A 23,904-nucleotide genomic window follows, 5' to 3' on the forward strand; every position below is an offset into this window, starting at 1 on the left:
ATCTAAACCATTTAAGTTGAACTCTGATTTTCCAGATTTTATTTTTGTCATAAAATGATTTTCTACAGAAATTTCGACAGTTTCTTTAGGTAATTTTTTTACGATTTCACTAAAATACTTTGCTTGTAAAATAATACTTCCTGATTGTTCAATTTCCACAATTTCTTTTCCAGCATCTTCGACTGGGATAAATGATTCGATAGAGATGTCTGCATCACTACCTGTTAAAGTAACTCCTTCTTCATTTGCTACAACTTTAATCCCTGTAAGAATTGGAATTGTTGTACGAGAAGAAACTGCCTTCATTACATCTTGTACACTTCTTACAAGATAGTCTTTTTGTATTGTAAAACGCATAACGAAAAACCTCCGGTAAGTATAAGATTTTATTTATTTAATAAAGATAAAAAAGTAGTAGTAATAGTACTAGGTCTTGTGGATATGTGGATAACCCTGTTTAAAGATGTAAAAACAGTCTATCTACATGTGGATAGACTGTGCGTAAAATAAGCTAAGTTATTCACACTATTCAGCTACTACTATTTTAAAATATCCTTAATTTCTTCAACGTGTTTTTGTAATTGAGTATCCGTTTTTAATAGCTTCGAAATTTTTTCGTGAGCATGGATTACTGTTGTATGATCGCGGCCACCAAATTCTTCACCTATTTTTGGCAAAGATGAGTCCGTAAGTTCACGTGATAAATACATCGCAATTTGGCGAGGGAATGCAACGGATTTTGTCCGTTTTTTTGCTTTGAAATCTTCTAATTTTACTTGATAGACGCCCCCAACAGCTTTTTGAATATCAGAAATAGAAATAATTCTAGGTATAGAGTTTGGAATAATATTTTTCAGCGCTTCAGCCGCTAAATCAGCATTCATATCTTTATTAATTAAAGATGAATAAGCTACAACTCGAATAAGTGCACCCTCTAGTTCACGAATATTTGAATCGATTTGATTTGCGATATAAAGCATAACTTCATTTGGTATATCAAGACCTTCTGCTTTTGCTTTTTTACGTAAAATTGCGATTCTAGTTTCTAGATCTGGTGGCGTAATGTCCGTAATTAACCCCCATTCAAAGCGAGAACGAAGGCGATCTTCTAAAGTTGGGATTTCTTTTGGTGGTCTATCGCTTGAAATCACAATTTGTTTACTTTCTTCATGTAACGCATTAAATGTATGGAAAAACTCTTCCTGTGTTTGTTCTTTTCCAGCAAGAAATTGAATATCATCTATTAATAAGACATCTACATTACGATATTTATTACGAAAATCGACAGCTTTATTATCACGAATTGAGTTAATAAATTCATTTGTAAATTTTTCAGATGATAAATATACAACTTTTGCATTCGGGTTGTGTTCAATTACATAATGCCCAATTGCGTGCATTAAATGTGTTTTTCCAAGTCCAACGCCCCCGTAAATAAAGAGCGGATTATAGGCTTTAGCTGGTGCCTCAGCTACAGCTAAAGAAGCAGCATGTGCAAAACGATTACCAGAGCCAATAACAAATGTATCAAATGTATATTTTGGGTTTAACATACTCTGTGGTAAGTGATTAGACTCATCATGTGCGTGTTTTTGCTTAACAGAAGGGAGATCTATATCCTCTTCTGCCTGACTTTGGGGAATAATAAAACGAATAGCTAGTTTTGCCCCTGTTAAATCATAAAGTGTTTCGGAGATTAGTTCCGAATAATGAGATTCTAGCCAGTCACGAGCAAATTCATTTGGAGCTGTAATAGTTAATACATCTTTTTTCAAGTTATGAGCAGTTGTTGATTTTAACCAGGTTTCATAACTTGGCTTGCTTACCTTTTTTTCTAATTCTTTTAAGGCATTATTCCATAAATCAGAGATATTTTCCAAAGGTGTCCCTCCTTTACAAAGATGGTAAAAGAATAAGGTTGCGCAACAATTGTACAACCTGTAAATATTTTTAATGCATATTTATACGAAACGTATTTTAAAATATAAAAACGTCGTTAGTATCCGAGATAGAGTTTTCGACAAAAAAACAAATGTGGACAACTATTTACCCACATGTGATTTAAACTATCCACATGTTATGCACAAATTGTGGATAAAATAAAGGTGTGGAAAACTTATTCAAAGTGAAAACACAACTATAATATCAAAAAAAAGCAGCTATAGCAATGAATTTAAGAAAGTTATCCACAAAATCAATACCTTGTGGAATAAACTTGTCCACAATACGATATACTGTGTAAAAGTAAAAAAAGAGTTTGTGGATACAAAAAAGAGAAAATATATTTATCCACAAGGAAATGTAGGGACTGTGAAAAAGTGTGTGAATAGGTTAAAAACGAATATTTGATGAAAATTTCGAGAACCATTGACATTTTCCTATTTGATTTACTATAATTTATTAGACTGTCTTTAACAGATATTCCTCAGGGAGGTGTCATATAATGAAAAGAACTTACCAACCAAATAAACGTAAGCGCAGCAAAGTACATGGTTTCCGCAGCCGTATGAGCACAGCAAACGGACGTAAAGTGCTAGCAGCTCGTCGTCGTAAAGGAAGAAAAGTATTATCTGCGTAGACCACTGATCGTTCAGTGGTCTTTTTTTCTAATAATAATGAGTTTCCGCTGATGAAATACAGGAGTGTCAATTGATATGAAGAAAAAAAACCGTATAAAAAAGAATGATGAATTCCAGGCCGTTTTCCAAAAAGGACAATCGAATGCCAATCGCCAGTTTGTTGTATACAAATTAGATAAAGAAAAACAGCCGCATTTTCGCATTGGTCTTTCTGTTAGTAAGAAAATAGGAAATGCAGTAGTTCGTAATCGAATTAAGCGTATGATTCGCCAATCGATTATAGAATTAAAAGATGAGATAGATTCTGGAAAAGATTTTGTTATAATAGCAAGGAAGCCTTGTGCAGAGATGACATATGAAGAGTTAAAGAAAAGCTTAATTCATGTCTTTAAACGCTCTGGTATGAAAAGAATAAAAAAGTAGCGTAAGGAAATGAATTACACTATATACATACCGAAACAAGGAGGAGCAGGCTTTGAAAAAGAAAATAGGTTTATTAGCCATGGTTATTATGCTAATGGCAATTGCTACCGGCTGTAGTGAAACAAATCAACCGATTACACCGAAAAGCACTGGGATTTGGAATGAATATTTCGTATACCCGCTTTCTCAGTTAATCACGTATTTTGCAAATTTATTTGGTAGTAATTACGGTTTAGCAATCGTTGTTACAACTCTTATCATTCGTTTTGCATTATTACCATTAATGATTAAACAAACGAAGAGTACGAAAGCAATGCAGGCGTTACAACCAGAAATGGTGAAATTAAAAGAAAAGTACAGCTCAAAAGATCAAGCAACACAACAAAAATTACAACAAGAAATGATGCAGTTGTATCAAAAAAATGGTGTAAATCCATTAGCAGGATGTTTACCAATATTTGTTCAGATGCCTATCCTATTCGCTTTTTATCATGCGATTATGAGAACATCAGAAATTAGTAAACATACATTTTTATGGTTTGATTTAGGACAGGCAGATCCTTACTATATCCTTCCAATTGTTGCTGCTATTACGACGTTTATTCAGCAAAAGCTTGCAATGGCAGGAACGGCTGGACAAAATCCGCAAATGGCAATGATGATTTGGCTTATGCCAATTATGATTTTAGTCTTTGCAATTAACTTCCCAGCAGCACTATCATTGTACTGGGTAGTTGGTAATATCTTTGGTATCGCTCAAATGTATATGATCAAAGGGCCTGAGATTAAGGCTAGTAAGGCAGGAGGATCAAGCAAGTGAGTATAATTACTGCTAAAGGACAAACAGTCGAGCTGGCAGTACAAGATGCTTTAAGACAATTAAATGCTTCGAAAGATCGAGTAGATATAAAAATTATCGATGAGGGTAAGAGGGGATTCCTAGGTTTATTTGGGAATCGCCCCGCTGTAGTAGAAGTTGTATTGAAAAAAGATCCAATCCAAGAATGTGAAGAATATTTAAAAAATGTTATTCAAAATATGGGTGTGGAAGTTGAGATTAGAAAAATTGTAAAAGGACGCGAAGTTGAATTTACAATTTATGGTGATAATATTGGTGTTTTAATTGGCAAAAGAGGTAATACATTGAATTCTTTACAGTATTTAACAAAACTTGTTGCGAATCGTAATACAAAGCAATATATTGGTATTACACTGGATGCTGAAAACTATCGTAGTAAAAGAAAAAATACGTTAGAATCTCTTTCTTATCGATTAGCAAAGCAAGTAGTGAGTACGAAAAAAAGAGTTGTTCTAGAACCAATGCCTTCTTTCGAACGAAAAATTATTCACCAAGCATTATCTAATCATCAAAATATCATTACAACTTCTGAAGGGAAAGAACCACATCGGTATGTTGTAATATCTTCCAAGTGACCGGTTACTCAATTGAGTGCCGGTTTTTTTGAGGCGAAAATAAATGTGGATAACTAAAAAACACTAAACTTATCCACTGTGAATAAGTTTAGTGTTTTTTACATAAGGACATAATAAAATGAGTTATTATTCTTTTGTAGATAGGTTCGTTATGGTATCCTAATAATTTAGTGACGGAAAAAAATCATGTTGAAATAGAGATAAATAAGCAAGTGAGGTGAAAGGACATGGAATTTGATACAATTGCCGCAATTTCCACAGCACTTGGGGAAGGTGCAATTGCCATTGTTCGAGTAAGTGGGGATGATGCGATTGAGAAAGTCAATCGTATTTTTAAAGGGAAGGATTTAACACAGGTTTCTTCTCATACAATTCATTATGGTCATATTGTCGATTTAGATACAAATCAAGTTATTGAAGAAGTTATGGTGTCTATTATGCGTGCACCAAGGACTTTTACGCGTGAAAATATAGTAGAAATTAACTGTCATGGTGGACTTGTTTCGGTAAATAAAGTATTACAGCTTATTTTAGCACAAGGAGTACGACTAGCAGAGCCTGGTGAATTTACAAAACGTGCTTTTTTAAATGGACGTATTGATTTGTCACAAGCAGAAGCTGTTATGGACTTAATCCGTGCGAAAACGGATCGTGCTATGAATGTAGCGATTAACCAAATGGAAGGACGATTATCTAAATTAATCGGCTATTTGCGTCAAGAAATATTAGAAACATTAGCTCATATTGAGGTGAATATAGATTACCCGGAATATGATGATGTGGAAGAGATGACGCATAATATTTTAATTGAGAAAGCTACACATGTCCGTGCTGAAATTAAAAAGATATTAGAAACATCGAAGCAAGGAAAGATTTTACGTGAAGGTATTTCTACCGCGATTATCGGTAGACCTAACGTTGGGAAATCATCGCTATTAAATAGTCTTGTTCAGGAGAAAAAGGCAATTGTAACTGATATTGCAGGAACAACTCGTGATGTTATTGAAGAGTACGTTAATGTGCGTGGTGTACCACTTAAACTTATAGATACAGCCGGAATTCGTGAAACGGAAGATGTTGTTGAACGAATTGGTGTAGAGCGTTCAAAAGAAATGATGAGCCAAGCAGACTTAGTGTTAGTTGTAGTTAACTATAGTGAGGCTTTAACAAATGAAGATGAGGATCTATTCCGCGCTGTACAAGGAAAAGATTTCATTGTCATTGTAAATAAGACAGATTTACCGCAAGAAATTGATATGGAACGTGTTACAGATTTAGCGGTAGGCAATCGTGTTATTACAACATCTCTAATTGAGGAGAAAGGAATAGATGAGCTTGAAAAGGCAATAGCTGATTTATTCTTTGAAGGAACAATTGATTCTGCGGATATGACATATGTGTCTAATGTGAGACATATCGGATTATTAACACAAGCAGGAAAAACAATTAGTGATGCAATTGAAGCAATAGAAAATGGTGTTCCGATTGATATGGTTCAAATTGATTTAACAAGAACGTGGGAAATACTTGGTGAAATTACTGGTGATACTGTCCATGAAAGCCTAATTGACCAATTGTTCTCTCAATTTTGTTTAGGAAAATAAAGTGAAACTTTAATCAGAGATGCTTTAGCGAGATAGAGGTTATTAGGAGGAATAAACAATGGGATACAATGCCGGTTCATACGATGTCATAGTGATCGGTGCAGGTCATGCAGGATGTGAAGCTGGTCTTGCAGCAGCACGAATGGGCTCAAAAACATTAATGTTAACAATTAACTTAGATATGGTAGCGTTCATGCCATGTAACCCTTCTGTTGGTGGACCAGCAAAAGGGATTGTTGTTCGTGAAATTGATGCATTAGGCGGAGAAATGGGACGCAATATTGATAAAACACATATTCAAATGCGTATGTTAAATACGGGTAAAGGACCGGCTGTACGCGCGCTTCGTGCACAAGCTGATAAATTCTCTTACCAGCATGAGTTAAAGAAAACAATTGAAGAGACACCAAACTTAACGTTGTTTCAAGGTCTGGTAGAGCGTTTAATTGTTGAAGATGGTGTATGTAAAGGGGTAATTACACAAGCTGGTGCTGAATACACAGCGAAAACAGTTGTAATTACAACGGGAACATTTTTACGTGGTGAGATTATTATGGGAGATTTAAAATATTCAAGTGGTCCAAATAATCAGCAACCATCTATTACGTTATCTGAACACTTAGAGGAACTTGGTTTTGATCTTGTTAGATTTAAAACAGGTACACCTCCGCGTGTAAACAGCAATACAATTGATTATAGTAAAACAGAAATCCAACCAGGTGATGATAAGCCACGTGCTTTCTCTTTTGAAACGACAAAATTTATTATGGATCAAATTCCATGTTGGTTAACATATACAAGTACAGAAACACATCGTTTAATAGATGAAAACTTACATCGCTCAGCTATGTATTCTGGTATGATTAAAGGAACAGGGCCTAGATATTGCCCTTCGATTGAAGACAAGGTAGTAAGATTTAATGATAAACCACGTCATCAAATTTTCTTAGAGCCAGAAGGACGTAATACGCAAGAAGTATATGTACAAGGTTTATCGACGAGCTTACCAGAAGATGTACAGCGTGCAATGCTTAGAACAATTCCTGGCCTGGAAAATGTTGAAATGATGCGTACGGGTTATGCAATTGAATATGATGCAATTGTACCAACGCAATTATGGCCAACACTTGAAACGAAAAATATTAAAAATTTATATACAGCAGGACAAATTAATGGAACTTCTGGTTACGAAGAAGCGGCAGGACAAGGACTTATGGCTGGAATTAATGCAGCGTGTCGTTCTTTAGGTAAAAAAGAAGTTATTTTAGGTCGCGCCGATGCATATATTGGTGTCTTAATTGATGATCTTGTAACAAAAGGCACAAATGAACCATACCGTTTATTAACGTCTCGTGCAGAATATCGTTTATTATTACGTCATGATAATGCAGATCTTCGTCTAACTGAGGTTGGGCGTGAAATTGGTTTAATTAAAGAAGATCGTTATGAGAGATTTACAAATAAAAAACTACAAATTGAACAGGAAAAGGAACGTTTAAGCAGCATTATTATTAAACCACGTCCTGAAGTTCAAGAATTAATTCGCAATATTGGCGGAAGTGAATTGAAAGATGGAATACGCGCAAGTGACTTATTACGTCGTCCAGAGATGACATATGAGCATATCCATCTTTTAGTACCAAGTGAATTAGAATTAAATGATGAAATTACAGAACAAGTTGAAATTCAGATTAAGTACGAAGGATATATCGAGAAATCTTTACAGCAAGTAGAGCGTATGAAGAAAATGGAAAACAAAAAAATCCCTGTGGATATTGATTATGATGCGATTTCTAGCCTTGCCTCAGAAGCGAGACAGAAATTAAAAGATGTTCGTCCACTTTCGATGGGGCAAGCTTCACGTATTTCTGGTGTAAACCCAGCTGATGTTTCCATTTTACTTATTTACATTGAACAAGGAAAAATTGCACGAGTATCGAACCAATAATATAGTAAGGAGACATTGCTAGATGAACATAGAACAATTTCAATCTATGCTGGAAGAGAAGGGTATTTCCCTCTCTTCTAGACAGTTAGAGCAGTTCGAAATCTACTTTGAAACGTTAGTAGAGTGGAATGAAAAAATGAACTTAACGGCTATTACGGAGAAAGAAGAAGTATACTTAAAGCACTTTTTTGATTCTGTTACAGCGGCTTTTTATTATGATTTTTCGAAACCATTTTCTATTTGTGATGTTGGAGCAGGAGCTGGATTCCCAAGTATCCCTTTAAAAATCTGTTTCCCGCACTTAAAAGTAACAATTGTTGATTCATTACAAAAACGTATTAATTTCTTAAACCACTTAGCGCAAAAGTTAGAATTAAGTGACGTTGCATTTTGTCATGATCGTGCTGAAACATTTGGTAAAAAAGAAGGTGTACGTGAAGTATACGATATTGTAATGGCACGTGCAGTTGCACGTCTTTCTGTATTAAGTGAGCTATGTTTACCACTTGTAAAAGTAGGGGGAACATTCATTGCAATGAAAGGTGCAGCAGCGAACGAAGAAATCGAGAATGGCAAATATGCTTTAGAGGTACTTGGCGGAGAATTAAAAGAAATGTTTACGTTCCAATTACCGTTTGAAGAAAGTGAGCGTAATATTTTATTAATCGAGAAAAAGCGCAAGACACCAAAGAAATATCCACGCAAACCGGGAACGCCCAATAAATTACCTATTGAAAAATAAATCTTATTAGACGTAAGATTAAATTATATAAATGAAAACGTAAATGTTTCATAGGAAACATTTTATGTAGAACAGTCAATAGGCCTAAAAGGTGGTGGAATATGTATGAAAAATACGTTTTCTCGTTTATTTGGCTTTGGAGATAAAGAGAGCGAATTCGAATTACAAGACGAAAGCCATGAAGAAATAGAGAAAAAGGTATATGAAGAAATACAGGAAATTCCGATAGTGAACATTACCCCTAACCGTTATCAACCACGAACAGTTTTTGATGATGCACGTATTGAGGAGCTAGCATTAACGATTCGTACTCACGGGCTTATCCAGCCGATTGTTGTGAGACAATATGAGGATGATAAGTACGAGATTATTGCCGGGGAAAGGCGTTTCCGAGCAGCAACAAAATTAGGGTGGGAAAAAGTTCCTGCAATAATAAAGAATTTAAATGATACTGAGACAGCTTCTGTAGCGTTAATTGAAAATTTGCAGCGTGAGGAATTAACAGCAATTGAGGAAGCTGTGGCGTATCAAAAGCTGATTGAGTTACATAATTTAACACAAGAAGCATTGGCACAACGACTTGGAAAAGGACAATCGACAGTCGCAAATAAATTGCGATTATTAAAGTTGCCTGAAGAAATCAAAAGTGCATTATTAGAAAAAAGTATTACAGAACGGCATGCTCGCGCCCTTATTCCTTTGAAAAATGAGGAATTACAACTGAAGGTTTTACAAGAGATTGTGGAGAAGCAATTGAATGTAAAGCAAACAGAAGAACGAATTGCAAAGTTACTAGAAGAAGTAAAACCAAAGCGCAAAGCGAAGCAAAAAGCAGTAAGTCGAGATGCGAGAATTGCTATGAACACAATTAGACAATCATTACAAATGGTTGCTAACAGTGGTTTGAATGTTAATTCTGCAGAAGAAGAGTTTGATGAATACTATCAAATTACGATTAAAATTCCGAAGAAAAAATAATTACGTGCTAGAGACCTTATCCTATTGGAGAGGTCTCTTTTACTATATTTTCTTGTTAAAGCAAGAAGGAGTTTAGAAATAAATTTTGAAGTTTAATAAGGACGTAAAAGAAAAACTTTTATTTCATGTTACAATAAACATAATTATTTCTAGAATAAGAAAGAAAGGTTGAAAGTAGGTGACATCATGGGAAAAATCATTGCTATTGCTAATCAAAAAGGCGGTGTTGGAAAAACAACAACATCCGTTAATTTAGGGGCTGGATTGGCACAAGTAGGAAAAAAAGTCCTTCTCGTAGATATTGATGCTCAAGGAAATGCAACGACTGGTGTAGGAATTGAAAAGTCTGAATTAGATCAATGTATTTATAATGTTCTTGTAGAAGATGCAGATGTTCAAGGCGCTATACGGAAAACCGCAACTGAAAACTTAGATGTTCTACCCGCTACAATTCAATTGGCTGGTGCTGAAATTGAATTGGTACCAACCATTTCCCGGGAAGTACGCTTGCAAAGAGCATTACAGCCAATTCGTGATGAATATGAGTATATTATTATTGACTGTCCCCCATCCTTAGGGTTATTAACGATTAATGCATTAACAGCAGCAGATTCTGTTATTATTCCTGTACAGTGTGAATATTACGCGCTGGAAGGGTTAAGTCAGCTATTAAATACAGTTCGACTTGTGCAAAAGCATTTAAATAAAAATTTAGCAATTCAAGGTGTATTGTTAACGATGTTGGATGCTCGTACAAATTTAGGAATTCAAGTTATAGATGAAGTGAAAAAATACTTTAGAGATAAAGTATATCGTTCGATTATTCCTCGTAATGTTCGCTTAAGTGAGGCACCAAGTCATGGAAAACCAATTATGCAGTATGACGCTAAATCAAGAGGAGCAGAAGTGTATTTAGATTTAGCAGAGGAAGTGATTGCAGGTGGCTAAGGGATTAGGAAGAGGAATCAATGTGTTTTTTCCAGATTTAGATGTGAAAGAAGAAGAAACGATTCAGGAGATTATCGTAACTGAATTAAGGCCGAATCCATATCAGCCACGTAAACATTTCAATAAAGAAGCGATTCAGGAATTAGCGGCTTCTATTAAAGAGCACGGTATATTGCAACCGTTAATTGCTCGAAAGAGTATTAAAGGATATGAAATAGTTGCAGGTGAAAGAAGATATCGTGCTGCTAAAGAGGCCGGACTTGAGAAAGTGCCTGCTGTTGTAAGGCAATTAAATGAGCAGCAAATGATGGAATTTGCTTTGCTTGAAAACTTACAACGAGAAGATTTAAATCCTATGGAAGAGGCAATGGCATATCAGATGTTAATGAAAGAGCTAAATGTAACACAAGAACAATTAGCAAAACGTCTTGGTAAAAGCAGACCTTATATCGCAAATTATACTCGTTTGTTAAGCCTCCCTTCATTCGTTCAAGATATGATTGCAAACGGTGAGCTTTCAATGGCTCATGGAAGAACTTTACTTACAATAAAAGATGAAGAACAGTTGAAATCTTTATTGAAACGAATTGAAAAAGAAGGATTGAATGTCCGTCAATTGGAACAAATTGTCCAGGAAATTAATCAACGTGTTTCACGTGAAACACAACAAGTGAAAAAGGAAAGAAATATATTTTTTGTAGAGCGTGAAACGTTTTTAAGAGAAAAGTTTGGTACGGATGTAAAGATCAAAGAAACGAAAAAAGAAAAAGGTAAAATCGAAATCGAATTTTTTAATAAAGAAGATTTAAATCGAATTTTAGAATTATTATCAAAGGAAAATTAAAAAGCAAACCATCTTATTGTTTATAGATGGTTTGCTTTTTTTAATGCAGATAATTTTTGGTCTGTTTCTTTTATACTTTGTGCAATTACATCAGCCATCTTCATGACTAAACTTAGTCTTGTATTTTGAAGTACGAAAAACTCCATGAAACCATTTAAATTTACGATGCCATGTATATGCAAATCACCAATTTCAGGTAATTTCTTATTCATCGCAGCTCCAGGTTTACTGGGGCCTTTTCCGGTAGTTATAGAACCAATACTTTGAGATTTTCCTAAACATGCATCAACAGCAATAATAAATGAAGCAGGATTATCTTTCTGTATATTCCGAATCTTTTCCTCTAAATTTAGTGCATGTATTGGTTCATCTAGTGTGCCAAATACTTGAAGATTTTTGATTTCAATTTGTGCTAGTTTAGTACCGACTAACGGACCAAGTGCATCACCGGTGGAACGGTCTGTTCCGATACAAACGAGAATGAGTGGCATATTAGTCTTAATGGGAATATGAGAAAGTAAGAAATTACTGATTGTCTCAGAGGCTTCTAGGTCATGATGCATAACATTTTGAGTTTCTTTTTCAAAAAAAGGTAAGCGAAAACTTCTAATATTCATGAAGCACCCATCCTTTTAATAAATTTTCACAATATGTTATATGGTGTGTGAAATGGAAAATTATAAGTGCATAATTTTTACAAACTGTGAATGAAAACGGAAATAATAGTACTAGTATATATATATTCGTCTCATTTTATACCTGAATAGAAGTTAACAAATGGAATTAAAGTTATAAATTTTTTTCAGAAATCAGAGAGAGTTCTGATACAATAAGAAGGATAACTAAAAAGAAATTTTAGCTGGAGAGGTAGAGGGACATGGATTTAGCGTTGAAATGGTTTGAGTCCATTGATTGGACGAATATAGGTGTAAAATCACTACAAATAGTCGTTATTTTAATACTTGGTGCAATCGTTGTGCGAGTTGCAAGAGCAATTGTACGAAATGCGTTTCGCATGGGGAGTCGTTCACCGATTCAAATTTCAGAACGTCGTACAGTTACGGTAGCGAAGTTGCTTGAAAATATTGTGGCATATGTTGTTATGTTTATTATGTTAATAGCGATTTTAGGTGTATTTGAAATTAATGCATCAGGTTTATTAGCGGGTGCCGGGGTAATTGGTTTGGCAGTCGGATTTGGTGCTCAAAGTTTAGTGAAAGATGTCATTACAGGACTATTTATTTTGCTGGAAGATCAGTTTTCGGTAGGTGACTATGTAAGAATTGGTCAATTTGAGGGAGTCGTTTTAGAAATTGGACTTCGTACAACGAAAGTAAAGAGTTGGACAGGTGAAATTCATACTTTGCCAAATGGAAGTATCATTCAAGTTACTAATTTTTCAGTTAGTAATAGTGTCGCATTTGTTGATGTATCCATTTCATATGAGAGTGACATAGCGAAAGCAGAGCAAGTCATTGAAGATTTATTAGTTGAGCTTCCTGAAAAATATGAGAAGATGATAGCGACTCCTCAACTATTAGGTGTTCAAACGTTAGCTGCATCTGAGGTTGTATTACGCGTTATTGCTGAGGTAGAACCGATGCAACATGCAGTTATTGCAAGAGCTCTTCGCAAAGAGATTAAAAATCGTCTTGATTTACATGGGATTGAAATTCCATACCCACGTATGGTTTTATATAGTCGCGAAGAATTAGTTAATGAAAAAGCAATTTAATAGTGGGAGGGATTTAGAGAATGGAGCAAAAGCAATATAACTTGTACGATGTTGTGGAAATGAAGAAAGCCCATCCATGTGGTGAAAATCGCTGGAAGATTATTCGTATGGGAATGGATATCCGCGTTAAGTGCGAGGGGTGTGACCATTCGGTAATGATTCCTCGAAGAGAGTTTGATCGTAAGGTGAAAAAAATACTTGTGAAGCATGAAGAATAGTGAAAAAGCAACAGCTGCAGTAGACAGCCGTTGCTTTTTTTCATTTGGTGGAAACTTGTCATTTTTTTCGTTACTATCTATAATGATGAAAGATTGAGACATAGGAGTGAAAAATATGGGATTAACGGCTGGGATTGTTGGATTACCTAACGTAGGGAAGTCCACTTTATTTAATGCAATTACACAAGCAGGAGCAGAATCTGCGAACTATCCATTCTGTACAATCGATCCAAACGTAGGGATTGTAGAAGTACCAGATGAGCGCTTAAATAAATTAACGGAATTAGTAGAACCGAAAAAAACTGTTCCGACTGTATTCGAATTTACTGATATCGCAGGTATCGTAAAAGGTGCGAGTAAAGGTGAAGGGTTAGGAAATAAATTCTTATCTCACATTCGTCAAGTAGATGCAATTTGCCAAGTTGTTCGTTGTTTTGAAGATGAAAATATTACGCACGTTTCAGGAAAAGTAGATCCAATTGATGACATTGAAACAATCAACTTAGAGCTAATCTTAGCGGATTTGGAATCTGTTGATAAACGTATCGAACGAGTTGCGAAGTTAGCAAGACAAAAAGATAAAGAAGCTGTATATGAGCATGAAATTTTAGTTCGTTTAAAAGAAGCTTTTGAAGAGGGAAAACCAGCTCGTACTGTTGAATTTACAGAAGAGCAAATGAAGATTGTTAAAGGCCTTCATTTACTTACAACGAAAGAAATGCTATACGTAGCAAACGTAAGTGAAGATGATATTATGGATCCTTCTGACAATAAATATGTACAAATGGTAAAAGAATTTGCAGCAAATGAAAATTCACAAGTAATTGTTGTATGTGCAAAAATTGAATCAGAAATTGCTGAGTTAGATGAGGAAGAGAAGAAAGTATTCCTTGAAGAACTAGGTATTGAAGAATCTGGTTTAGATCAATTAATTCGCGCTGCATATGACTTATTAGGACTTGCTACTTACTTCACAGCTGGTGTGCAAGAAGTACGTGCATGGACGTTTAAACAAGGTATGAAAGCACCACAATGTGCTGGTGTTATTCATACGGACTTTGAACGTGGATTTATTCGTGCGGAAACAGTTTCTTATACTGATTTAATGACAAATGGCTCTATGACAGCTGCAAAAGAAGCTGGAAAAGTACGTTTAGAAGGAAAAGAGTATATCGTAAAAGACGGAGATGTTATGCACTTCCGCTTTAACGTTTAATTTAATATTTCCTAGGAAAAATAAAGATATGGGCTTGGCAAATATATTATATGTTTGCCAAGTTTTTTACGTATTGGTGAGTTGATTCATATAACTTACTATGATATAATCTAAACTCGTGAGTAATTACTATAAATTAATTGCTCCTTGCCCATTATGGGCCGTTTAGACCAAAAGGAGGTGAAAGTGTAATGAGAAAGTACGAAATTATGTACATCATTCGTCCTGGCGTTGAAGAAGAAGCTCAAAAAGCTTTAGTTGAACGTTTTGCAGGTGTTTTAACAAACAATGGTGCAGAAATCATTAACACGAAAGAGTGGGGTAAGCGTCGTTTAGCTTACGAAATCAACGACTTACGTGAAGGTTTCTACATGATCTTAAACGTGAACTCTAACGCAGAAGCGATTAACGAATTCGACCGTTTAGCTAAGATCAACGAAGACATCCTTCGTCATATCGTTGTTAAAGAAGAAGAAAAATAATTGATATATAAGGGAGAGTGGTTCGATTGATGAATCGTGTTATCCTCGTTGGTCGTTTAACTAAGGACCCTGACTTACGTTACACGCCCAATGGTGTTGCAGTAGCTACTTTTACGTTAGCTGTGAATCGCGCATTTGCGAATCAACAAGGTGAGCGTGAAGCTGACTTTATTAATTGTGTAATATGGCGTAAACAAGCAGAAAACGTGGCAAATTATTTGAAAAAAGGTAGCTTAGCAGGCGTAGACGGACGTCTTCAAACTCGTAATTACGATGGACAAGATGGTAAACGTGTATATGTAACAGAAGTTCTTGCGGAGAGCGTACAATTTTTAGAGCCGCGTAATGGCGGTGGGGAGCAACGTGGTTCATTCAATCAGCAACCATCAGGAGCTGGTTTCGGTAACCAAAGCTCTAACCCATTTGGTCAATCTAGTAATCCAGGTAACTCAGGTAACACTGGTAACTCTGGATTTACGAAGAATGACGATCCATTTTCGAATGTTGGTCAACCGATTGACATTTCGGACGACGATTTACCATTTTAATGGTATGAATCGGCTATTTTTAACAAAGAATGGAGGGAATAGACATGGCAGGACGCAAAGGTGGACGTGCGAAACGTCGTAAGGTGTGTTTCTTCACATCTAACGGCATCACTCGCATTGACTATAAAGATGTTGATTTATTAAAACGTTTCGTTTCTGAGCGTGGTAAAATTTTACCTCGTCGTGTAACAGGGACAAGCGCAAAATACCAACGCAAACTTACAGTTGCAATTAAACGTGCTCGTCAAATGGCACTTTTACCATATGTTGGTGAATAATAGCGTATGAAATGCACAGTAGAGTCGGACTCTACTGTGCATTTTGCTATGCTTTTCTTTTTGAAAGAGAGGTTAGATGATGAAAAGTACGAAATTTATTACTGAGGGTGCAGCATTATTGGCGATATATGCAATTTTATTGCTGATATCTATGTATGTTCCGATTTTAGGTACAGTTGCAATATTTGCGTTGCCGTTACCATTTATATTATTAACAGTAAGACATAGACTATCTAATGTATTCATGATTTTTGTAGCGTCACTTTTTGTTACAGTTATTGTCAGTCAGCCGATTAGTCTCATAAAGACAGTGATGTTTGGATTAATAGGTGTTGTATTAGGATATATGTATAAAAAAGGGAAAAAACCAGTGGAGATATTGATAGCTGGAACACTTGCATATTTAATTGGTATGATGCTCATTTATGTGGGGAGTATAAAGTTTTTTAACATAGATTTAATGAAGCAAATGCAAAATATGTTTAGTGAAAGTATGGCGCAAAGTGAAAAAATAGCAAATGCTGCTGGTATGCCAGTTAGTAAGGAACAAAAAGAGTTATTTGCACAAATGAATGATATATTACAAACGTTATTTCCAAGTATACTTGTGCTAGTTTCTGTATGTTTTTCTTGGATCACAGTGCTAATATCAGGTAGTGTTTTGAGAAAATTAAAGTACGACGTGACACCTTGGCCTAAATTTAAAGATATACAATTGCCAAAGAGTATCGTCTGGTATTACGTCATATTTATTTTGCTATCAACTTTCATAAAAGTTGAACCAACATCATATTTACATATGGTATTTTCTAATCTATATGTAATCTTTGCGTTGCTACTTGTATTGCAAGGATTAACGTTTATCACCTTTTTAGCACACAAAAAAGGTTTTACGAAAGGTGTTCCTATTATTAGTTTTATCGTATGTATGTTTATTCCAATGCTGTTTCCTCTTGTGACAATCTTAGGTATAATTGATTTAGGGATTTCATTGCGTTCTAAAATGCAATGAAAAACAAAGGGATAAAACAGCATTTTTATGCTGTTTTAAGGTGTTTAATCTGTTTAACTAACTAGAAATTGAGTTGGTTTTACGTTATAGGAGTTGTATACATGCCTGAATTTTATAAGAAACAGTGGTTTTTATATCCTGTTTACGTATTGGCATTTTTTGTGTTGGTGCTAATCTCGATTCTTTGTTATTTTCACTTAATTATGGGGATAGCCGCCTTTTTTATTTTTAGCATCGTTTTCTTTTTAGTTATACGATTTGAACTTAACTTTCAAAGGAATTTTGAAAAGTATACGACAGATATGATTACTAGGGTAAAAAAAGTGAGTAACGAAGCATTCAACCAGATGCCAATAGGTATATTGTTATACAATAAGGAGTATGGGATTGATTGGGCAAATCCTTACTTGTCTTCATGTTTGGGGCAACATGCATTAGCTGGGTGGCATCTGTACGATGTATCAGAAACATTACTCCTTTTTATTAAAGGAGAGACTTCTGACGATATAGTATCTTTAAATAGTCGAAAGTTCCGTGTGTTTGTAAGGAAAGAAGAAAAACTAATTTATTTTTTTGATGTAACTGAGCAAACAGAGATTGAAAAAATGTATGAGGATCAGCGTACTGTTTTAGCTGTTATTTATTTAGATAATTACGATGAAGTTACACAAGGGTTAGATGATCAATTACGTACGAATATAACAAGTCTTGTGACGTCACGTCTAAATGAATGGGCCGTTAAGTATGGTGCATATTTGAAACGTGCATCTTCAGAAAGATTCTTCGTTGTACTAAATGAAAGTATTTTAGCGCAAATGGAGAAAGGGAAATTTAGTATTTTGGATCAAGTGCGTGAAGAAACATCAAAAAGGAATATCCCACTTACATTAAGTGTTGGTGTTGGCTCAGGTGATTTACCTTTATCGGAGCTTGGAGCGATGGCTCAATCTGGTTTAGACCTTGCGTTAGGACGAGGAGGAGACCAAGTAGCTATTAAACAAGCAACGGGTAAAGTTAAGTTTTACGGTGGTAAGACGAATCCGGTCGAAAAGCGTACTCGTGTACGTGCTAGAGTTATTTCACATGCATTAAAGGATTTAGTATTAGAAAGCAGTAATGTCATTATAATGGGGCATAGAGCCCCTGATATGGATGCTATTGGTGCAGCGATTGGTATTTTAAAGGTAGCTCAATTAAATGAGCGCAAAGGATATATTGTATTAGATGAAAATGATTCTGATAAAGGAATCAAACGTTTGATGGATAAAGTGAAACAAAATGAAGAGTTATGGTCACATTTTATTTCACCAGGGCAAGCGATGGAATTTGCAAATGATGATTCATTACTTGTTGTTGTTGACACGCATAAACCTTCAATGGTGATGGAGGAAAAACTGTTACATAAGATTGAAAATGTAGTGGTTATTGACCATCATCGCCGCGGGGAAGATTTCATTGAAGATCCATTGCTTGTTTATATGGAGCCATACGCTTCTTCAACGGCAGAGCTTGTTACAGAATTACTTGAGTATCAACCGAAAAATTTAAAGATGACAATGTTAGAAGCAACGGCATTGTTAGCTGGTATTATTGTTGATACGAAAAGTTTTACATTCCGTACAGGCGCTCGCACATTTGATGCCGCTTCTTATTTACGCTCGCATGGCGCAGACACTGTACTTGTACAAGAACTTTTAAAAGAAGATATGGGTCAGTATTTACGAGTTGCAAAAGCCATTAAAAATGCGTACATTTATAAAAATGGAATTGCGATTGCTAAAGTTGATGGTGATGAATATTATGACCAAGTACTTATTGCACAATCAGCAGACACATTATTGACAATGACAGGTATCATTGCATCGTTTGTTATTGCAAAACGTGGGGAAAATTTCATTGGAATTAGTGGTAGATCTTTAGGTGAATTGAATGTACAGCTAATTATGGAGAATTTAGGAGGTGGCGGGCACTTAACAAATGCAGCCACACAAATGAAAAATGTTACAGTAGATGAAGCGGAGGAGAAGCTTCGATTTGTTATTGATGACTATTTACAGGGAGGCACACAATCATGAAAGTAATTTTTCTAAAAGACGTAAAAGGTAAAGGTAAAAAAGGAGAAATAAAAAACGTACCAGACGGTTATGCAAATAATTTCTTACTAAAACAAGGGTTAGCTGCCGAAGCGACAAACAGCAGTATGAAAATTTTAGATGCTCAAAAGCGCAAAGAAGAAAAAGACGCAGCGGCAGAAGTTGAGAATGCAAAAGAGCTGAAAGAAACATTAGAGAAATTAACTGTAGAAGTAAAGGCGAAATCTGGAGAAGGTGGTCGCTTATTTGGTTCTATCACGAGTAAACAAATTGTAGATGTAATGCAAAAGTCACACAAGATTAAACTTGATAAACGTAAATTTGAAATGGATGATGCAATCCGTGCATTAGGTTATACAAACGTCACTGTGAAATTGCATCCGCAAGTAACAGCAACAGTAAAAGTTCATGTTAGTGAACAATAAAAATAAATTAAGCAAGGAGGATTGCGCATGAGTGATGTAATGGCTGATCGTACCCCTCCGCATAATATAGAAGCTGAGCAGGCAGTCTTAGGTGCCATATTAATTGATCAGGATGCGTTAACGTCAGCATCGGAACTATTGGTACCTGACTCATTTTATCGAACGAAACATCAAAAGATTTTTGAAGTCATGCTTGGGTTGTCTGATAAGGGAGAACCAATTGATTTAGTAATAATGACATCAGCGATGGCTGATCAAGGATTACTAGAAGAAGTTGGTGGGGTTTCTTATCTAGCAGAGTTAGCAGAAGTTGTTCCAACAGCTGCTAACGTAGAATATTATGCACGCATCATCGCTGAAAAGGCGCTTTTACGTCGTTTAATTCGAACGGCGACTCATATTGTATCGGATGGATACGAGAGAGAAGATGATGTGGACGGCCTTTTAAATGAGGCTGAGAAAAAAATATTAGAAGTATCTCATCAAACAAATGCAAAAGCATTTCAGAACATTAAAGATGTTCTTGTAGATGCTTATGATAAAATTGAACTTTTGCATAATCAAAAAGGTGAAGTTACGGGAATACCAACTGGATTTACTGAATTAGATAAGATGACCGCAGGTTTCCAGCGAAATGATTTAATCATCGTGGCGGCGCGTCCATCGGTAGGAAAAACTGCATTTTCATTAAATATCGCACAAAACGTAGCGACAAAAACGGATGAAAATGTAGCGATCTTCAGTCTAGAGATGGGCTCTGATCAGCTTGTTATGCGTATGCTCTGTGCAGAAGGAAATATTGATGCGCAAAGACTTCGTACCGGTTCATTAACTTCTGATGATTGGGCGAAATTAACAATGGCGATGGGTAGCCTTTCTAATGCTGGTATATATATTGATGATACACCAGGGATTAAAGTAAATGAGATTCGAGCAAAATGTCGTAGATTAAAGCAAGAGCAAGGTCTTGGGATGGTTTTGATTGACTATTTACAGCTTATTCAAGGAAGTGGGAAATCAGGAGAAAACCGTCAGCAGGAAGTATCTGAGATTTCTCGTACATTAAAAGGGATTGCACGTGAATTGCAAGTACCTGTTATCGCCTTGTCGCAGTTATCTCGTGGTGTAGAATCTCGTCAAGATAAACGTCCGATGATGTCTGACATTCGTGAATCGGGAAGTATCGAGCAGGATGCTGATATTGTAGCCTTCCTATATCGTGAAGATTACTATGACCGAGAAACGGAAAATAAAAATACGATTGAAATTATCATTGCAAAACAGCGTAATGGTCCGGTAGGTTCAGTAGAGCTTGCATTTGTTAAGGAATTTAATAAATTCGTCAATTTAGAACGACGCTTTGAGGATGGGGCATAAAGGCAGTATAAAAAAGAAACACATTTCTTATAATAAGATGTGTTTCTTTTTTTATATAGGAAAGATAAGGCTTTCATAATGTGAAAATATAATTCTTACGAACGAAAATGAATTTTAGTAAAAAAATGTTCGCTTTTTGGTTGACTTCTTTTTCGGTTTTGGTACAATTATATTGTTTGAATAGATCGTTTGAAAATTGCGGAGGTGCTTTAATAATGTCTTCAGTAGTAGTTGTAGGAACACAATGGGGCGACGAAGGAAAAGGTAAAATCACTGATTTTCTTTCTGAGCATGCGGAAGTAGTTGCAAGATATCAAGGTGGAAATAACGCGGGACATACAATTGTTTTCGGCGGAGTTAAATATAAATTACACTTAATTCCATCTGGTATTTTCTATAAAGAGAAAATTTGTGTAATCGGAAACGGCTTAGTAGTAGATCCGAAAGCATTACTTGAAGAGTTAAAATACTTACACGATCGTGGTGTAAGTACTGATAATTTACGTGTAAGTAACCGTGCGCACGTTATTTTACCTTATCACTTAAAACAAGATGAGTTAGAAGAAGCGAGTAAAGGTGATAACAAGATCGGTACAACGAAAAAAGGTATCGGTCCTGCATATATGGATAAAGCTGCTCGTATTGGTATCCGTATGGCTGATCTTTTAGACCGTGAAGCATTTAAAGAGAAGCTTGAGCGCAATTTAGTGGAAAAAAATCGTTTATTTGAAAAAATGTACGACACAGAAGGTTTCAGCGTAGAAGAAATCTTTGAAGAGTACTTCGAATACGGACAACAAATCGCACAGTATGTATGCGATACATCTGTCGTATTAAATGATGCACTAGATAACAATCATCGTGTATTATTTGAAGGTGCACAAGGTGTTATGCTTGATATTGACCACGGTACGTACCCATTCGTTACATCTTCTAACCCAATTGCTGGTGGTGTAACTGTTGGAACTGGAGTTGGTCCTGCGAAAGTTACTCGCGTTGTAGGTGTATGTAAAGCATATACAAGCCGCGTAGGTGATGGTCCATTCCCTACTGAGCTTCATGATGAAATTGGTCACCAAATTCGTGAAGTTGGTCGTGAATACGGAACGACAACTGGTCGTCCACGCCGCGTAGGTTGGTTCGATAGCGTTGTTGTAAGACATGCACGTCGTGTTAGTGGTTTAACAGACTTATCATTAAACTCTATCGATGTATTAACAGGTATCCCAACTCTTAAAATTTGTGTTGCTTACAAATACAATGGCGAAGTTATCGATGAAGTTCCAGCTAACTTAAACATTTTAGCGAAATGTGAGCCTGTATACGAAGAGCTTCCAGGTTGGGAAGAAGATATTACTGGTGTAAAATCATTAGACGAGCTTCCTGAAAATGCACGAAAATACGTAGAACGTGTTTCTGAATTAACAGGAATCCAATTATCTATGTTCTCAGTTGGACCAGATCGTAATCAAACAAATATCGTTCGTAATGTATACGAAGCTTAATTGATATAAAAAATTGATTTTTTTAAGAAAAAACTCATGTTTTCATGAGTTTTTTCTTATCTTTTATAAAAAAATAAAAAAGGTATTGCAAAAACAAAAGATAACATGTTATGATATGTCTTGTCGTCACGAAAATATGACGTTGGTGAGTATGAGCCATTAGCTCAGTTGGTAGAGCATCTGACTTTTAATCAGAGGGTCGAAGGTTCGAATCCTTCATGGCTCACCATTTTATTTTTCGTGGCCCGTTGGTCAAGTGGTTAAGACACCGCCCTTTCACGGCGGTAACACGGGTTCGAATCCCGTACGGGTCATGTTTTTTTATGTTCATTTTTGGTCCCGTGGTGTAGTGGTTAACATGCCTGCCTGTCACGCAGGAGATCGCCGGTTCGACCCCGGTCGGGACCGCCACTTTTGTTTATACCACCATTAGTGGTTTTATATATAGTTTTGGCTCGGTAGCTCAGTCGGTAGAGCAGAGGACTGAAAATCCTCGTGTCGGCGGTTCGATTCCGTCCCGAGCCACTCTCAGGATATTAAGTGGGCCCACTTAATATCCTTTTTATTTTGTCCAGTTTTACAAAAGTGGGTAGTTATTTTACAATAGAATGAGGAGCCTCTAGCAGTTGAAGCTAGAGGTTTTTCTATAGATCGTATAGGATTCCGTGTAAAAGTGGATGATACATGAGTCTATGAGAATAGAGGAGAAATACTTAGACTAAGATTGTTGTCATATAGGAACATACTATAGAAACACCAATATGTTTGAGGATTATTGATCATATTTTTATAAGGAGGAAATAGACGATGATGGGAAAGAAAATTTTAGTAGTTGATGATGAAAAGCCGATTGCGGATATTTTGAAGTTCAACCTAGAAAAAGAAGGTTTTGAAATTGTAATGGCGCATGATGGTGATGAGGCGATTGAAAAGGCAAATGAAGAACAGCCAGATATGGTTTTATTAGATATTATGTTACCGGGAAAAGACGGTTTAGAGGTATGTCGTGAAATACGTAAAAGCTCAGAAATGCCAATTATTATGCTTACAGCAAAAGACTCTGAAATTGATAAAGTATTAGGGCTTGAGCTTGGGGCAGATGATTATGTAACGAAGCCATTTAGTACGAGGGAGTTGCTTGCTCGTGTGAAAGCGAATTTACGTCGCCATCAGCAGGGCGGTGCTGCAGAGAAAGAAGAAAATACTGAAATGGTTATTGGACCAATCGTTATTAATTCGAACGCTTATAGTGTAACGAAGCGTGAAGAAAGCATTGAGCTTACACATCGTGAATTTGAATTACTACATTATTTAGCGAAGCATTTAGGGCAAGTTATGACTCGTGAACATTTATTACAAACAGTTTGGGGTTATGATTATTTTGGAGATGTACGTACAGTAGACGTAACAGTACGTCGTTTACGCGAAAAAATTGAAGATAATCCAAGTCATCCTACTTTAATTGTAACTAGACGTGGAGTAGGGTATTACTTGCGTGACCCAGAACAGGAATAG

General features: G+C 35.9%; 24 protein-coding genes, 4 tRNA genes and 1 pseudogene. 26 read left to right on the plus strand and 3 right to left on the minus strand.

The features are described 5' to 3' along the window. Together QCI75_RS00005 and dnaA are read right to left on the minus strand one after the other, a co-directional pair. Positions 1 to 357 (minus strand): annotated as a pseudogene (locus QCI75_RS00005) (DNA polymerase III subunit beta); the annotation flags it as partial. A gap of 182 nt (positions 358 to 539) precedes the next feature. Next, positions 540 to 1,880, minus strand: coding sequence for a chromosomal replication initiator protein DnaA (gene dnaA / locus QCI75_RS00010; RefSeq protein WP_098775566.1), 1,341 nt, complete (start codon positions 1,878 to 1,880; stop codon positions 540 to 542). Positions 1,881 to 2,443: 563 nt separating this feature from the next. Here dnaA and rpmH point away from each other — a divergent pair. The 10 genes from rpmH (at position 2,444) to spo0J (ending at position 11,500) form a co-directional block, all read left to right on the plus strand. Beyond that, complete coding sequence (gene rpmH / locus QCI75_RS00015; protein WP_000831901.1) at positions 2,444 to 2,578, plus strand: 50S ribosomal protein L34; 135 nt, start codon at positions 2,444 to 2,446, stop codon at positions 2,576 to 2,578. Positions 2,579 to 2,654: 76 nt separating this feature from the next. After that, entirely contained in the window at positions 2,655 to 3,002 is a 348-nt protein-coding gene (rnpA, locus tag QCI75_RS00020; protein ID WP_002089963.1) for a ribonuclease P protein component, read from the plus strand. 52 nt (positions 3,003 to 3,054) lie between these two features. Next, complete coding sequence (gene spoIIIJ, locus QCI75_RS00025; RefSeq protein ID WP_144506036.1) at positions 3,055 to 3,822, plus strand: YidC family membrane integrase SpoIIIJ; 768 nt, start codon at positions 3,055 to 3,057, stop codon at positions 3,820 to 3,822. Beyond that, positions 3,819 to 4,436, plus strand: a complete 618-nt coding sequence (gene jag, locus QCI75_RS00030) for an RNA-binding cell elongation regulator Jag/EloR (RefSeq protein ID WP_070145759.1) — start codon at positions 3,819 to 3,821, stop codon at positions 4,434 to 4,436. Before spoIIIJ ends, jag begins: the two co-directional genes overlap by 4 nt. A gap of 227 nt (positions 4,437 to 4,663) precedes the next feature. Continuing rightward, a complete protein-coding gene (mnmE, locus tag QCI75_RS00035) occupies positions 4,664 to 6,040 on the plus strand; it encodes a tRNA uridine-5-carboxymethylaminomethyl(34) synthesis GTPase MnmE (protein ID WP_144506035.1) in 1,377 nt (458 codons plus the stop codon). 58 nt (positions 6,041 to 6,098) lie between these two features. Continuing rightward, positions 6,099 to 7,988, plus strand: coding sequence for a tRNA uridine-5-carboxymethylaminomethyl(34) synthesis enzyme MnmG (gene mnmG, locus QCI75_RS00040; protein WP_144506034.1), 1,890 nt, complete (start codon positions 6,099 to 6,101; stop codon positions 7,986 to 7,988). Positions 7,989 to 8,010: 22 nt separating this feature from the next. After that, the gene (gene rsmG, locus QCI75_RS00045; protein ID WP_144506033.1) at positions 8,011 to 8,730 is read left to right on the plus strand and encodes a 16S rRNA (guanine(527)-N(7))-methyltransferase RsmG; all 720 of its coding nucleotides are present in this window, start codon (positions 8,011 to 8,013) and stop codon (positions 8,728 to 8,730) included. A 105-nt stretch (positions 8,731 to 8,835) separates the two neighbouring features. After that, entirely contained in the window at positions 8,836 to 9,708 is an 873-nt protein-coding gene (gene noc, locus QCI75_RS00050; RefSeq protein ID WP_144506032.1) for a nucleoid occlusion protein, read from the plus strand. 186 nt (positions 9,709 to 9,894) lie between these two features. After that, on the plus strand, positions 9,895 to 10,656 hold the full coding sequence (gene soj / locus QCI75_RS00055; RefSeq protein ID WP_002016469.1) for a sporulation initiation inhibitor protein Soj: 762 nt from the start codon (positions 9,895 to 9,897) through the stop codon (positions 10,654 to 10,656). Continuing rightward, positions 10,649 to 11,500, plus strand: coding sequence for a stage 0 sporulation protein Spo0J (spo0J, locus tag QCI75_RS00060; protein ID WP_186320880.1), 852 nt, complete (start codon positions 10,649 to 10,651; stop codon positions 11,498 to 11,500). Before soj ends, spo0J begins: the two co-directional genes overlap by 8 nt. 20 nt (positions 11,501 to 11,520) lie before the next feature. Here spo0J and yyaC read toward each other — a convergent pair whose 3' ends face one another. Continuing rightward, positions 11,521 to 12,117, minus strand: a complete 597-nt coding sequence (gene yyaC, locus QCI75_RS00065; RefSeq protein WP_353759795.1) for a spore protease YyaC — start codon at positions 12,115 to 12,117, stop codon at positions 11,521 to 11,523. Positions 12,118 to 12,377: 260 nt separating this feature from the next. On the opposite strand from yyaC, the gene QCI75_RS00070 reads away from it, so the two are divergent. The 16 genes from QCI75_RS00070 to walR all read left to right on the plus strand — a co-directional run bounded on the left by QCI75_RS00070 (position 12,378) and on the right by walR (position 23,904). Then, on the plus strand, positions 12,378 to 13,235 hold the full coding sequence (locus QCI75_RS00070; RefSeq protein ID WP_144506029.1) for a mechanosensitive ion channel family protein: 858 nt from the start codon (positions 12,378 to 12,380) through the stop codon (positions 13,233 to 13,235). Positions 13,236 to 13,255: 20 nt separating this feature from the next. Continuing rightward, positions 13,256 to 13,453, plus strand: coding sequence for a DUF951 domain-containing protein (locus QCI75_RS00075; protein WP_000436054.1), 198 nt, complete (start codon positions 13,256 to 13,258; stop codon positions 13,451 to 13,453). A gap of 115 nt (positions 13,454 to 13,568) precedes the next feature. Further along, complete coding sequence (gene ychF / locus QCI75_RS00080) at positions 13,569 to 14,669, plus strand: redox-regulated ATPase YchF (protein ID WP_002130188.1); 1,101 nt, start codon at positions 13,569 to 13,571, stop codon at positions 14,667 to 14,669. Positions 14,670 to 14,860: 191 nt separating this feature from the next. Continuing rightward, on the plus strand, positions 14,861 to 15,151 hold the full coding sequence (rpsF, locus tag QCI75_RS00085; protein WP_001233781.1) for a 30S ribosomal protein S6: 291 nt from the start codon (positions 14,861 to 14,863) through the stop codon (positions 15,149 to 15,151). A gap of 26 nt (positions 15,152 to 15,177) precedes the next feature. After that, positions 15,178 to 15,699 (plus strand): single-stranded DNA-binding protein, encoded by a 522-nt coding sequence (ssb, locus tag QCI75_RS00090; protein ID WP_002113227.1) that lies wholly within the window; start codon positions 15,178 to 15,180, stop codon positions 15,697 to 15,699. A 44-nt stretch (positions 15,700 to 15,743) separates the two neighbouring features. Then, positions 15,744 to 15,977, plus strand: a complete 234-nt coding sequence (gene rpsR, locus QCI75_RS00095) for a 30S ribosomal protein S18 (protein WP_000918874.1) — start codon at positions 15,744 to 15,746, stop codon at positions 15,975 to 15,977. 79 nt (positions 15,978 to 16,056) lie between these two features. Continuing rightward, positions 16,057 to 16,989 (plus strand): YybS family protein, encoded by a 933-nt coding sequence (locus tag QCI75_RS00100; protein ID WP_144506028.1) that lies wholly within the window; start codon positions 16,057 to 16,059, stop codon positions 16,987 to 16,989. Between the two features lie 101 nt (positions 16,990 to 17,090). Continuing rightward, the gene (locus QCI75_RS00105; protein ID WP_002068737.1) at positions 17,091 to 19,064 is read left to right on the plus strand and encodes a DHH family phosphoesterase; all 1,974 of its coding nucleotides are present in this window, start codon (positions 17,091 to 17,093) and stop codon (positions 19,062 to 19,064) included. After that, complete coding sequence (gene rplI / locus QCI75_RS00110) at positions 19,061 to 19,507, plus strand: 50S ribosomal protein L9 (protein WP_002123577.1); 447 nt, start codon at positions 19,061 to 19,063, stop codon at positions 19,505 to 19,507. The genes QCI75_RS00105 and rplI overlap by 4 nt, the downstream gene beginning before the upstream one ends. Positions 19,508 to 19,534: 27 nt before the next feature. Next, the gene (gene dnaB / locus QCI75_RS00115) at positions 19,535 to 20,884 is read left to right on the plus strand and encodes a replicative DNA helicase (RefSeq protein ID WP_001286241.1); all 1,350 of its coding nucleotides are present in this window, start codon (positions 19,535 to 19,537) and stop codon (positions 20,882 to 20,884) included. A gap of 215 nt (positions 20,885 to 21,099) precedes the next feature. Further along, positions 21,100 to 22,389, plus strand: coding sequence for an adenylosuccinate synthase (locus tag QCI75_RS00120; protein ID WP_000100227.1), 1,290 nt, complete (start codon positions 21,100 to 21,102; stop codon positions 22,387 to 22,389). A 153-nt stretch (positions 22,390 to 22,542) separates the two neighbouring features. Then, positions 22,543 to 22,618: transfer RNA gene (locus QCI75_RS00125), tRNA-Lys, on the plus strand. 13 nt (positions 22,619 to 22,631) lie between these two features. After that, positions 22,632 to 22,703: transfer RNA gene (locus QCI75_RS00130), tRNA-Glu, on the plus strand. 21 nt (positions 22,704 to 22,724) lie between these two features. After that, positions 22,725 to 22,800: transfer RNA gene (locus QCI75_RS00135), tRNA-Asp, on the plus strand. Positions 22,801 to 22,841: 41 nt separating this feature from the next. Further along, positions 22,842 to 22,914, plus strand: a tRNA-Phe gene (locus QCI75_RS00140). A 282-nt stretch (positions 22,915 to 23,196) separates the two neighbouring features. After that, entirely contained in the window at positions 23,197 to 23,904 is a 708-nt protein-coding gene (walR, locus tag QCI75_RS00145; RefSeq protein WP_000971867.1) for a cell wall metabolism DNA-binding response regulator WalR, read from the plus strand.

It is taken from the genome of Bacillus cereus group sp. RP43 (assembly GCF_040459645.1).
In the GTDB taxonomy this organism is placed as follows: domain Bacteria; phylum Bacillota; class Bacilli; order Bacillales; family Bacillaceae_G; genus Bacillus_A; species Bacillus_A mycoides_C.

Excerpts from the sequence above, each read along its gene's own strand:
- rpmH (WP_000831901.1), top strand. The coding sequence starts at position 2,444 with ATGAAAAGAACTTACCAACCAAATAAACGTAAGCGCAGCAAAGTACAT.
- rnpA (WP_002089963.1), top strand. The coding sequence starts at position 2,655 with ATGAAGAAAAAAAACCGTATAAAAAAGAATGATGAATTCCAGGCCGTT.
- mnmE (WP_144506035.1), top strand. The coding sequence starts at position 4,664 with ATGGAATTTGATACAATTGCCGCAATTTCCACAGCACTTGGGGAAGGT.
- mnmG (WP_144506034.1), top strand. The coding sequence starts at position 6,099 with ATGGGATACAATGCCGGTTCATACGATGTCATAGTGATCGGTGCAGGT.
- rsmG (WP_144506033.1), top strand. The coding sequence starts at position 8,011 with ATGAACATAGAACAATTTCAATCTATGCTGGAAGAGAAGGGTATTTCC.
- noc (WP_144506032.1), top strand. The coding sequence starts at position 8,836 with ATGAAAAATACGTTTTCTCGTTTATTTGGCTTTGGAGATAAAGAGAGC.
- soj (WP_002016469.1), top strand. The coding sequence starts at position 9,895 with ATGGGAAAAATCATTGCTATTGCTAATCAAAAAGGCGGTGTTGGAAAA.
- yyaC (WP_353759795.1), bottom strand. The coding sequence starts at position 12,117 with ATGAATATTAGAAGTTTTCGCTTACCTTTTTTTGAAAAAGAAACTCAA.
- QCI75_RS00070 (WP_144506029.1), top strand. The coding sequence starts at position 12,378 with ATGGATTTAGCGTTGAAATGGTTTGAGTCCATTGATTGGACGAATATA.
- QCI75_RS00075 (WP_000436054.1), top strand. The coding sequence starts at position 13,256 with ATGGAGCAAAAGCAATATAACTTGTACGATGTTGTGGAAATGAAGAAA.
- ychF (WP_002130188.1), top strand. The coding sequence starts at position 13,569 with ATGGGATTAACGGCTGGGATTGTTGGATTACCTAACGTAGGGAAGTCC.
- rpsF (WP_001233781.1), top strand. The coding sequence starts at position 14,861 with ATGAGAAAGTACGAAATTATGTACATCATTCGTCCTGGCGTTGAAGAA.
- rpsR (WP_000918874.1), top strand. The coding sequence starts at position 15,744 with ATGGCAGGACGCAAAGGTGGACGTGCGAAACGTCGTAAGGTGTGTTTC.
- QCI75_RS00100 (WP_144506028.1), top strand. The coding sequence starts at position 16,057 with ATGAAAAGTACGAAATTTATTACTGAGGGTGCAGCATTATTGGCGATA.
- QCI75_RS00105 (WP_002068737.1), top strand. The coding sequence starts at position 17,091 with ATGCCTGAATTTTATAAGAAACAGTGGTTTTTATATCCTGTTTACGTA.
- rplI (WP_002123577.1), top strand. The coding sequence starts at position 19,061 with ATGAAAGTAATTTTTCTAAAAGACGTAAAAGGTAAAGGTAAAAAAGGA.
- dnaB (WP_001286241.1), top strand. The coding sequence starts at position 19,535 with ATGAGTGATGTAATGGCTGATCGTACCCCTCCGCATAATATAGAAGCT.
- QCI75_RS00120 (WP_000100227.1), top strand. The coding sequence starts at position 21,100 with ATGTCTTCAGTAGTAGTTGTAGGAACACAATGGGGCGACGAAGGAAAA.
- walR (WP_000971867.1), top strand. The coding sequence starts at position 23,197 with ATGATGGGAAAGAAAATTTTAGTAGTTGATGATGAAAAGCCGATTGCG.